This is a genomic window from Streptomyces hainanensis (genome assembly GCF_004348415.1).
Lineage (GTDB): Bacteria > Actinomycetota > Actinomycetes > Streptomycetales > Streptomycetaceae > Streptomyces > Streptomyces hainanensis.
The window spans coordinates 1-9960 of record NZ_SMKI01000295.1; the positions used below are offsets into that span (position 1 = coordinate 1).

Here is a 9960-nt window from a genome sequence, read left to right on the forward strand (position 1 = left end):
GTGGGTGGGTGGGGAAACCCCCGTCACACCGCCCGGCGCGGCGCCGCCCCGGTCGCGCGCGACACGATCGCCTCGTAGACCTCGGGCGACGTCGTGTGATCGCCGAGCCGGCACGGCTTTCGTTCGCCGTGGTAGTCGCTCGACCCGGTGGTGAGGAGCGACAGGTCCGTGGCCAGGGAGTGCAGCCGCAGGCGGGTGTCGAGGTCGTGGTCCATGTGGTCGACCTCGACGCCGTCGAGGCCGGCCGCCGCGAGGCGGGCGATGGCGTCGTCCGAGACGACCCGGCCGCGGCTGGCGGCCAGCGGGTGGGCGAAGACGGCGACGCCGCCGGCCGCCTGGATGAGGCGGATCGCCTCGACGGCGTCGAGCTCGTGCTTGCCGACGTAGCCGCGCCCGCCGTCGCCGATCCACTCGGCGGTGAACGCGGCGGAGACGTCCTCGACGACCCCGGCCTCCACCATGGCCGCCGCGATGTGCGGGCGGCCGATCGAGCCCTCGGCGAGTTCCCGTACCCGTTCCCAGGTGATCGGGACGCCCAGGTCGCGCAGGCGGGCCACCATGCCCTGGGCCCTCGGCACCCGGTCGTCGCGCAGCAGGTCGCGTTCCGTGGCGAAGGCCGGCTCCTCGGGGTCGAAGAGGTAGCCGAGCATGTGCAGGCTGATGCCGTCCAGCTGGCAGGAGATCTCCGCGCCGGTCACCAGTGTCAGCCCGGGCGGCAGCGCGGCCGCTGCCGCGGCGTGGCCGCCGACGGTGTCGTGGTCGGTGAGCGCCACCACGTCGAGCCCGGCGGCCGCCGCGTCGCGGACCAGCTTCGCCGGGGAGTCCGTGCCGTCAGAGGCCGTCGAGTGGGCGTGCAGATCGATGCGCATCCGACCAGGGTAGGGGGCGTGGTCAGGCGGTCCGGGCGGGTGTCCGGAGGGTGCGGACGGCGGCCACCAGCGGGGCGAGCTCGGGGCGGGCCTCGGCGAGGTCGAGCGCCTCGCGCAGGGCGGTCTCGTTGGTGGGGCGGGCCTCGGCCAGCAGTCGGCGGCCGGCGTCGGTGACGTCCGTGTAGATGCCGCGGCGGTCGGTCGGGCAGAGGTAGCGGGTGAGCAGGCCGCGGTCCTCCAGGCGGTTGACCAGCCGGGTGGTGGCGCTCTGGCTGAGGACGACGGCGTCGGCGAGCTCGGTCATCCGGACGTGGCCGCCGTCGCCGTCGTGCTGCTGGCTGAGCACGTCGAGGACGGAGTACTCGCGGACGCTGAGCCCGTGGGCGGCCTGGAGGGCGCGTTCGATGTGCGCCTCGATGCGGTCGTGCAGCGCGGACAGGGCGCACCACCCCTGGGCCAGGCCCGGTTCGGGACGCGGCATCGCGGTCCTCCCCGTCGTCGTGTGGTGGGGCTGGGAGTACCCACCATACCCGTTCTCCGAAATTGTCGGCGCTTGCAAGTATCTGCGTGTGCAATTAATGTCTGAGCGGGTAACCAGCTTCCACAACGAGAAGGGTCCGCTCATGCCCATCGCGCTCCTCGCGCTGGCCATCGGGGCTTTCGGGATCGGAACCACCGAGTTCGTGGTGACGGGACTGCTGCCCGAGTTCGAGGCCGAGTACGGCGTCTCCACGCCCGTCGCGGGCTTCACCGCGTCCGGCTACGCGCTCGGCGTCGTGGTCGGCGCGCCGCTGATGGCGATCCTCGGCGGGAGGACGGCGCGCAAGCGGCTGCTGATGCTGATGATGGTGCTGTTCACGGTCGGCAACGCGCTCTCCGCCGTCGCCCCGGAGTTCTGGGTGCTGCTGGCCGGCCGGGTGGTCTCCTCGCTGGCGCACGGCGCGTTCTTCGGCGTCGGTTCGGTCGTGGCGGCCCAGCTCGTGGGGCCGACCCGGCGGGCGAGCGCGATCGCGCTGATGTTCACCGGGCTGACGGTCGCCAACGTGGTCGGTGTGCCGGCCGGCACCCTGCTCGGGCAACAGGTCGACTGGCGGCTGACGTTCGCGGTCGTCGCCGGGATCGGCGTGCTGGCGCTGGCCGGCATCGCGGCCCTGGTGCCGGCCGGCGCCGGGGACGCGCCCGCGGCCGGCCGGGCGACGGGCGGTGGCGTCCGGCGCGAGCTGGCCGCGTTCCGTGAGCCCCAGGTGCTGCTGGCCATGGCCATGACCGTGCTGGGCTTCGGCGGTGTGTTCGCGGCGATCACCTACATCGCGCCCATGATGACGGACGCGGCGGGCTACGCCGAGTCCAGCGTGACCTGGCTGCTCGCGCTGTTCGGCGTGGGCCTGGTGGTCGGCAACCTGGTCGGCGGCAGGTACGCGGACCGGGCGCTGATGCCGATGCTCTACGTGTCGTTGACCGCGCTGGCCGTCGCGCTCGCGCTGTTCACCCTCACCGCGGGCGACAAGGTCGGCGCGGCCGTGACGCTGCCACTGATCGGCGCCTTCGGCTTCGCCACCGTGCCGCCGCTGCAGAAGCGGATCCTGGACAACGCGGCCGACGCGCCGACCCTCGCCTCGGCGGTCAACATCGGCGCGTTCAACCTCGGCAACGCGCTGGCCGCCTGGCTCGGCGGCCTGGTCCTGTCCGCCGGCGGCGGGCCCACCACGCCGAACCTGGTGGGCGCCGCGATGGCCGCCGGCGCGCTGGTGCTCGCCGTGCTCGGGGCCACCCTCGAACGCCGTCGGCGGCTCGGCCGCCCCGCCGCGCCCGAGCCCACCAGGGCGACCGCTAGGACATGAGGCGGGGCGACAGCGCGCCGCAGGGCACGAGTTCGAGCTCGGAGCCGGCGTCCCGCAGGTCGGTCAGCACCATCTCGTCGTACATCAGGATCCCGGCCTGCTCGGGCCAGATCACCGCCCACAGCCAGAGCCCCATCGCCTCGCCGGCGAAGACCGCGCGGTCCTCGGGGGCGTCCGCGACCTGCCAGAGCGGGGTGGGCCGGCCGGCGGCCAGGACCTTGATCTGCGGCGGGGCGTCCACCCGGAGCCGGGGCCCGGGGTCGGGACCGGCGACGCCGGCGTAGCGGGCGCCGAGGCCGACGCCGAGCTCCTCGGCGATCAGCAGCATCTCGCCCGGGCCGCCGAGCGGCCCGGGGCCCGAACAGGCCACCACCGTGGCGCGGCCGCCCGAGCGGTCGTCGCCGGCGCAGGCCACCCCGGTGAACAGCCAGCCGACCGGCAGCGGCCAGGGCATCCAGACGGGGACCCGGGTGCGGTTCACCACGACCGTGAGGGCGTTGACGCTCGGCGGCACGACGGGCTGCACGGGCTGCACGGCGCCGTGCTCCGCGCAGCGCCACGAGTCGGCGAAGAGGCCCGGGGCCCGGACCCGCCCGCCGCATTTCGGGCAACTGGGTTCGCCCCTCATAGGGAACAACAGTCCCGCTGCCCCGGCCCATCCGTCAAGGCGTGTTACCCCGTCGGTGGCGTACCGGCGCGGCGCGGGTCGAGGAGGTCGACACCCTGCTCCCGCCAGCGCTCGACGAGGGCCGACGCGCCTCTGGCCCGCTTCCAGGCGGCCTCGTTCGGCGTCATCGGCAGCACTGGCAGGAAGTGGACAGGATCGCGCGGCGCGGGCAGTGCCAGCTCCGGCACGGTGCCGTCGGGCTCGCCGAGGAGCACCGAGGTGAAGGGCGCGCCCGGCCACAGCGGCCGGCCCAGGTCGAGCGAGCCGCCCGGGGCGGCGACCACCCCCTCCACCTGGGGGCTCGCGGCCACCGTGGCCAGCGCGCGCGGCACCCCGTCGACCGCCGGGTGGCCGGCGCGCACGGTGAGCAGCAGCTCGGCGCGCGGCCCGCGCTCCGGGTCGGCGACCACGGCCGTGGGGTCGGCCATCGGGGCGGCCGACATGCCGAGCGTCAGGTAGCGCACCAGGCCGTTGGCCGGGTCGGGGACGCGCAGCACCTCGATCCGCTCGGCGCCGAGGAACGTCACCGCGGCCCGGCCGTCCGGCTCCCCGAGGGACGCCCGCAGCCGCTCCTCGACGAGGGCCAGCACGTCGGCGCTCACCGGCGCTCCCCGCGGATCACCAGGGCCAGGCCGGCCAGGATCACGACCAGCGCCGGATACGCGGCGACCGGCGGCAGCTGGCCGAGGGCGAGGGCGGCGATCAGCACCGCGCCGGGCGTCTCCAGCAGCAGCGAGGTGGACGTGACGGAGGGACCGAGGCCCCGCACCACCCGGTTCAGCAGCGAGTGGCCGAGGAGTTGGGCGACGACGGTGATGGCGAGCAGCTGGAGCCAGGTCTCGCCCGGGTAGCCGCCGAGCGCGGCGCCGGCGAGCAGGCAGACGGGCAGCAGCAGCGCCGTGGCCGCGCCGTAGCAGAGCAGGGTGTAGGACGTGGTGCTCGTGGTGCGCCGCACCTCGGCGCCGAGCAGCACGTAGACCGCGCCCGCGATGCCGCCGCCCAGCGCCAGGGCGTCGCCGAGCAGGGCCTCGGTGGAGACGGCGAGGTCGACGCCGGTCAGCAGGACCACGCCGGCGAAGGCGACGGCCGAGCCGAGCCAGACGGCGGCCGGCCGGCGGTGGCCGAGGAGCCGCAGCGCCAGGACCGTCCACAGCGGGGTGGTGGTGGCCAGGGCGACCGAGGAGGCGACGGAGGTGAGCCGGAGGCTCGGCAGCCAGAGCGCGAAGTGGGCGGCGAGCGCCGTGCCGGCGGCGAGCGAGAGGAGCAGGGTGCGGCGGTCGACTCCGGCCAGCTCGGCCCGGAGCGCGGGCCGCCTGAGCAGGGTGGGGAGGAGCGCGGCGACGGCGAGCGCGTTGCGCCAGAAGGCGATGGCCAGGGCCGGGGCCGCGGTGGCGGCGGTCAGCGGGCCGGAGGCCGAGACGGCGACGACGGCCACCGCGAGCAGCACCCAGTCGGGCGAGACGAGGCCGAGGCGGGGGAGTGGGCCGTGGCCGGCGACGCCCGCCGGCGCGCCGGCCGGGGTGGCGCGGAGCCGTGGGCTGGTCACCTCGGTCCTCCCCTTCGCGCCGCGGCCGGGGCCGGCCGCCGCTCTCCGCGTCTCCTACGGCGGGCGCCGGCCCCGCGGCCACGTGGCCCGAGGGCCCGGCGCCCTCAGAGGGTGCCGAAGCCCACCCGACGGGCGGCCGACTCGCCGATCTCCACATAGGCGATCCGGCTCGCCGGCACCAGCACCTTGCGGCCACGCTCGTCGACCAGCGACAGCAGCTTGTTCTCGGCGGCCAGGGCCTCGGCGACGGCCCGCTCCACCTCCTCGGCAGACTGCCCGCTCTCGAGAACGATCTCGCGCGGCGTGTGCTGAACGCCGATCTTGATCTCCACGGTTGTCCCTCCGCTGATCCGTTAGCTCGTCACAGGTTATCCGCGCCCGGCGGCGGCCCGGACGCGGCCGGCCACGCCGAGAGCGAACACCGTGTCAGAGCGGGGATCGCGGTTCGGGCCCGCGCTCAGTTCTGCTTGGGGAAGCCGGCGATGCCCCGCCAGGCCAGGGAGGCCGTGAGGTTCTTCGCCGTCTCGCGCGGGATGCCGCTCCCCGAGCTGAGCCAGTGGCGTGCCGTGATCTGCGCCAGTCCGCACAGGCTGACGGCCAGCAGCATCGACTGGTCCTCGGGCAGGTCGGTGTCCTCCGAGATCAGCGGGCTGACCAGCTTCGCGCAGTCGAGCGAGACCTGGTCGACACGCTCCCGCACCGACGGCTCGTTGGTCAGGTCGGACTCGAAGACCAGCCGGAACGCGCCGCCCTCCTGCTCCACGTAGGAGAAGTAGGCGTCCATGGTGGCGGCGATGCGCTGCTTGTTGTCGGGGGTGGCGGCCAGCGCCCGGCGCACGGCCTGCACCAGCGCCTCGCAGTGCTGGTCGAGCAGTGCCAGGTAGAGTTCGAGCTTGCCGGGGAAGTGCTGGTAGAGCACCGGCTTGCTGACCCCGGCGCGGACGGCGATGTCGTCCATCGCGGCCGCGTGGTAGCCCTGGGCGACGAAGACCTCCTGGGCGGCGCCCAGCAGCTGGTTGCGCCGGGCCCGGCGCGGCAGGCGGGTGCCGCGGGGGCGCGCCTCGGTCTGCTCTGTGGCTGTCACGCCGCCTCCCGGTGGTCGTGTGTCCGTGTCGTGCCGGTCGTGCTGGTGGTGCCGGTGGTGCTTCTCGGGCCGCTCACGGCGCGCTCCGTGCTCCGCGCCGGCCTCTTCCCCATGCCGTTCCGTCGTCATCGTACGGTCGTGTGGTCGCGCAGCGTGCATCGTGAGGGCAGGATTTCACTCTGCGGACACCGCCCGGGCCCGCCGCTCAGCGCTCGTCCTCGCGGTAGTCGTCGTCCCCGGGATCGACGACCCGGGCCTGCTCCGCCGCGTCCGCCGGGTCGGCCTCGGTCTCGCCACGCTCCGCGAGCGGCGTGTCACGCAGTCGCAGCAGGTCGAGGCGCTGCTCGGCGACGTCGCCCTCGGCGGCCTCGTCGTCGAGCTCCTCCTCGTAGTCCGCTGACTCCTGGTACTCGTCGGGGAACTCCGGCTCTGTCGGCTCCTGCCGCATCGCTCACCACCTCCGGGTCCTCGGTGGGCACCTCCCACCCTAGGCGCGCGCGACGGGAGAGGCGAACCGGCGATGTGACGCCGGACACAGAACCGAGGTCCCATGGGTGCGTGTGTACGAGCGTGACGGGCTCGTAATATTGCGCCCATGCCAACCACCGAAGAGTCGCGAGCTGAGGCGGAGCTCGCCTCGGCGGAAGGCTGGCCCGGGGTGCGGGACGGGGAGACCATGCGTTTCACCGACCTGCCCGGGATGACGCTCGCGGTGCGCCGCCGCGCCGCCGCCGTCGACCGCCTCGAACCGGCCCTCTTCGTGCACGGGCTCGGCGGCTCGTCGCGCAACTGGTCCGCGTTGATGGAGCAGTTGGCCTTCGACGTCGAGTGCGAGGCGATCGACCTGCCGGGCTTCGGCGCCTCGCCGCCACCCACCAGCGGCGACTACTCGGTCTACGGCCACACGCGCGCCGTCATCCGCCTGTTGGACGCCGGGCGGCGCGGGCCGGTGCACCTCCTCGGCAACTCGCTCGGCGGCTCCATCGCCACCCGCGTCGCCGCGCTCCGCCCCGACCTGGTCCGCACCCTCACCCTGATCGCCCCCGCGCTGCCCGAGCGGCTGCCGCGGCCGGGCGCCATCCCCACCGGCATGCTGGGCGTCCCCGGGGTGACCCGGCTGCTGCGCCGGGCGACGCGCGGCCAGCCGCCGAGCCAGCGCGCCCGTGAGGTGCTGCGGCTCTGCTACGGGGACCCGGCGCGGATAACTCCCCAGGAGTTCAGCGCGGCCGAGGCCGAGTTGGAGCGGCGGCAGCGGCTGCCGTACTTCTGGGAGTCGCTCGGGCGCACCACCCGCGGCCTGCTCAACGCCTACACGTTGGGCGGCCAGCACTCGCTGTGGCGGCAGGCCGAGCGGGTGTTGGCGCCGACGCTGCTGCTCTACGGCGGTCGCGACCGGCTGCTCGGGGTCGGCAGCGCCCGGCGGGCCAGCCGGGCATTCGGGTGCTCACGGCTCGTCGTGCTGCCCGAAGCGGGTCACGTGGCGATGATGGAGTTCCCGGCCGAGGTGGCCGGCGCGTTCCGCGAGTTCCTCACCGGGGCGACCGCGAACGCGGGCCACGGAGGGGTGGCCGATGGACGCTCGTGACGCCGCCGAGCCCCGCCTGGGGCCGGAGGCCGGACCCCGGCAGGAGTACCTCGATGCCTTCGACACCGCCGACGCCCCCCGAGCCGGGGGGCACATCCCAGGGCAGCGTTCGGCGGCGTCACGAGGAAGCAGGCGAGTGGGGTTGGCAACCGAGGCCGGGCAGGGGAGCGGGTCCGTCGGGCTCGACGCACACGACCGGAGCGACCGTGGTGACCGGAGCGACGGGAGCGACCGTGGTGACCGGAGTGACGGGCACGGTGGGCGCGACGGGCACGACGGGCTCGGGGAACCGAGGCAGGCGGAGCCGGCGCGGCGCTCGTCGTCCGGGCGGCACGGCAAGCCGCGGGAACGGCGGCGGGTGCTCGGGGATAGCCGGGCCGAGCGCCGCGGGGGCTGGGGTCGCACGCTGACCGGCGTCGCCGCCGCGGCCGTGGTGACCGTGCTGACCGTCGTCGTCGGGGGCAACATCACCGACCGGGACGGCCAGGACCGGGCGCGCGCCGACGAGGGCGCGCCCGACGTCGGCGCGGGCGCCCCGGAGTCGGAGGAGGGCGGGGGCGGCGCCCAGGACGACGCGGCAGATCCCGACCCGCTGGGCCAGTCGCCCTCGGGCTCCGTCGACGAGCCGGAGGCCGAGCCGACCTTCGACGAGCTGATGACCACCACCTTCCGGCTCGACCCGGAGCTGACCGCGTCCGGCGAGCTGGTGCCGGTGGGCGGCAGCGACCCGGCGGCCGACCCGACGGCGGCCACCCAGCTCCGCTACCGGGTGGACGTGGAGGAGGGCATGGGCCTCGACGCCGAGTTCTTCGCCCAGGTGGTGCACCGGACCCTCAACGACCCGCGCAGCTGGGGGAACAACGGGGAACGCTCGTTCGCCCGGGTGTCGGCCGGCGAGTACAACTTCGTGATCACGCTGGCCAGCCCCGGCACCGCCGCCGACTGGTGCGCCCGCTCCGGCCTCGACATCACCCAGGACAACGTCTCCTGCGACTCCTCCAACACCGAGCGCGTGATCATCAACGCCTGGCGCTGGGCGCAGGGTTCCGAGACCTACGGCGACGACATCTCGGGCTACCGGCAGATGCTGATCAACCACGAGGTGGGGCACCGGCTCGGCCTCGGCCACGCGGTCTGCCCGGCCGAGGGGGCGCTGGCGCCGGTGATGCTCCAGCAGACCAAGTACCTCACGACCAACGGCCTGACCTGCGCGCCCAACCCCTGGCCGAACCCGGAGCGCTGAGCATTTCCGCAGGCTGCGGCGGTGACCGTGCCGCCGTTGCGGTGTAACGACGTAACTCACGCCGAAGTCACGAATCTTCACCCCTTCTGATGGTGCGGCGGACATCCGTCCGTCGTCGGGTGCACAAGTAGACATACCGTCTCTTCGTCATGGGAGCCACGGGAGAAGGGGATGCGCCGGTGTACGTCGCGTCGATCACTCAGCGTCGCCGGCCGAACGCGTGCGGTCCGCTCGCGCGGCGGGGGCCAGGCGGACCGTTTCAGCACCCCCGTCCCCCCCGTCCCGCCAAGATCTGTTCACACGCAAGGAGCACAGACCGATGAGAGTGCTGCTTCTCGGCGCGGGAGGGTATTTGGGCCGGTTCGTCGCCGACCGCCTGCTCGCCGATCCCGCCGTGCAGCTGACCGCACTGGGGCGCGGCGACGACGCGGACGTCCGCTTCGACCTGTCGACCGGCAGTCCGGGCGCCCTGACCCGGTTCCTGGACGCCGTGCACCCCGGGGTCGTGATCAACTGCGCCGGCGCGATCCGCGGCACCGCGAGCGAGCTGACCAGGCACAACACGGTCGCCACCGCCACCCTCTGCGAGTCGCTGCGGCGCAGCGGCTGCCGGGCGCGGCTGGTGCACATCGGCTGCGCCGCCGAGTACGGGCCCTCGCAGAGCGGCTCGTCCATCGCCGAGGACGCGGTCGCCCGCCCCGGCGGCCCCTACGGCGTCAGCAAGCTGGCCGCCACCGAGCTGGTGCTCGGCTCCGGGCTCGACGCGATCGTGCTGCGCGTGTTCTCGCCGACCGGCCCCGGCACCCCGGCCGGCTCGCCGCTCGGCCGGCTCGCCGACTCGCTGCGGCGCGCCATGCAGCACGGCGACAGCGAGCTCAAGCTGGGCGGTCTCGCCGTCCAGCGGGACTTCGTCGACGTCCGCGACGTGGCGCGCGCCGTGCACGCGGCCACCCTCTCGGCCGCCCAGGGGGTGGTCAACATCGGCACCGGGCACGCCGTCCGGCTGCGCGAGGCCGCGGCGGCGCTGGCCAGGATCTCCGGCTACGCGGGCACCCTGCACGAACTGGAGGGCCCGCCCCCGCCGCGCCAGTCACCCGAGGGCGTCGGCGGCCACCACCCGCTGCC

12 protein-coding genes are annotated in these 9960 nt (G+C 74.8%); 4 read left to right on the forward strand and 8 right to left on the reverse strand.

Annotated features, from left to right (window positions below; translation table 11 throughout):
* Nucleotides 1-23 precede the first annotated feature (23 nt).
* Together E1283_RS24190 and E1283_RS24195 are read right to left on the reverse strand one after the other, a co-directional pair.
* Nucleotides 24-869: a PHP domain-containing protein gene (locus E1283_RS24190; protein WP_132820246.1), complete on the reverse strand. Its 846-nt coding sequence runs from the start codon at nt 867-869 to the stop codon at nt 24-26.
* A 22-nt stretch (nt 870-891) separates the two neighbouring features.
* Complete coding sequence (locus tag E1283_RS24195; RefSeq protein ID WP_132820247.1) at nt 892-1350, reverse strand: MarR family winged helix-turn-helix transcriptional regulator; 459 nt, start codon at nt 1348-1350, stop codon at nt 892-894.
* A 142-nt stretch (nt 1351-1492) separates the two neighbouring features.
* On the opposite strand from E1283_RS24195, the gene E1283_RS24200 reads away from it, so the two are divergent.
* Nucleotides 1493-2710 carry an MFS transporter gene (locus E1283_RS24200; protein ID WP_132820248.1) on the forward strand — a complete coding sequence of 406 codons (1218 nt, stop codon included), beginning with the start codon at nt 1493-1495 and terminating at the stop codon, nt 2708-2710.
* Here E1283_RS24200 and E1283_RS24205 read toward each other — a convergent pair.
* The 6 genes from E1283_RS24205 to E1283_RS24230 all read right to left on the reverse strand — a co-directional run bounded on the left by E1283_RS24205 (nt 2700) and on the right by E1283_RS24230 (nt 6455).
* Nucleotides 2700-3338, reverse strand: a complete 639-nt coding sequence (locus tag E1283_RS24205) for a DUF6758 family protein (RefSeq protein ID WP_132820249.1) — start codon at nt 3336-3338, stop codon at nt 2700-2702. The two genes, E1283_RS24200 and E1283_RS24205, sit on opposite strands and share 11 nt — an antisense overlap.
* A gap of 44 nt (nt 3339-3382) precedes the next feature.
* Nucleotides 3383-3979, reverse strand: a complete 597-nt coding sequence (locus tag E1283_RS38965) for a suppressor of fused domain protein (protein WP_132820250.1) — start codon at nt 3977-3979, stop codon at nt 3383-3385.
* On the reverse strand, nt 3976-4923 hold the full coding sequence (locus E1283_RS38970; RefSeq protein WP_132820251.1) for a DMT family transporter: 948 nt from the start codon (nt 4921-4923) through the stop codon (nt 3976-3978). Before E1283_RS38970 ends, E1283_RS38965 begins: the two co-directional genes overlap by 4 nt.
* 104 nt (nt 4924-5027) lie before the next feature.
* On the reverse strand, nt 5028-5255 hold the full coding sequence (locus tag E1283_RS24220) for a DUF3107 domain-containing protein (RefSeq protein WP_132820252.1): 228 nt from the start codon (nt 5253-5255) through the stop codon (nt 5028-5030).
* 125 nt (nt 5256-5380) lie between these two features.
* A complete protein-coding gene (locus E1283_RS24225; RefSeq protein ID WP_132820253.1) occupies nt 5381-6007 on the reverse strand; it encodes a TetR/AcrR family transcriptional regulator in 627 nt (208 codons plus the stop codon).
* Nucleotides 6008-6212: 205 nt separating this feature from the next.
* Nucleotides 6213-6455: a hypothetical protein gene (locus E1283_RS24230; RefSeq protein ID WP_132820254.1), complete on the reverse strand. Its 243-nt coding sequence runs from the start codon at nt 6453-6455 to the stop codon at nt 6213-6215.
* A 147-nt stretch (nt 6456-6602) separates the two neighbouring features.
* Here E1283_RS24230 and E1283_RS24235 point away from each other — a divergent pair, with 147 nt between their 5' ends.
* The 3 genes from E1283_RS24235 to E1283_RS24245 all read left to right on the forward strand — a co-directional run.
* A complete protein-coding gene (locus E1283_RS24235) occupies nt 6603-7592 on the forward strand; it encodes an alpha/beta fold hydrolase (RefSeq protein ID WP_132820255.1) in 990 nt (329 codons plus the stop codon).
* Between the two features lie 358 nt (nt 7593-7950).
* On the forward strand, nt 7951-8835 hold the full coding sequence (locus tag E1283_RS24240) for a DUF3152 domain-containing protein (RefSeq protein WP_243745063.1): 885 nt from the start codon (nt 7951-7953) through the stop codon (nt 8833-8835).
* A gap of 319 nt (nt 8836-9154) precedes the next feature.
* On the forward strand, nt 9155-9960 hold an 806-nt coding region (locus E1283_RS24245), incomplete at its 3' end, for an SDR family oxidoreductase (protein WP_132820256.1).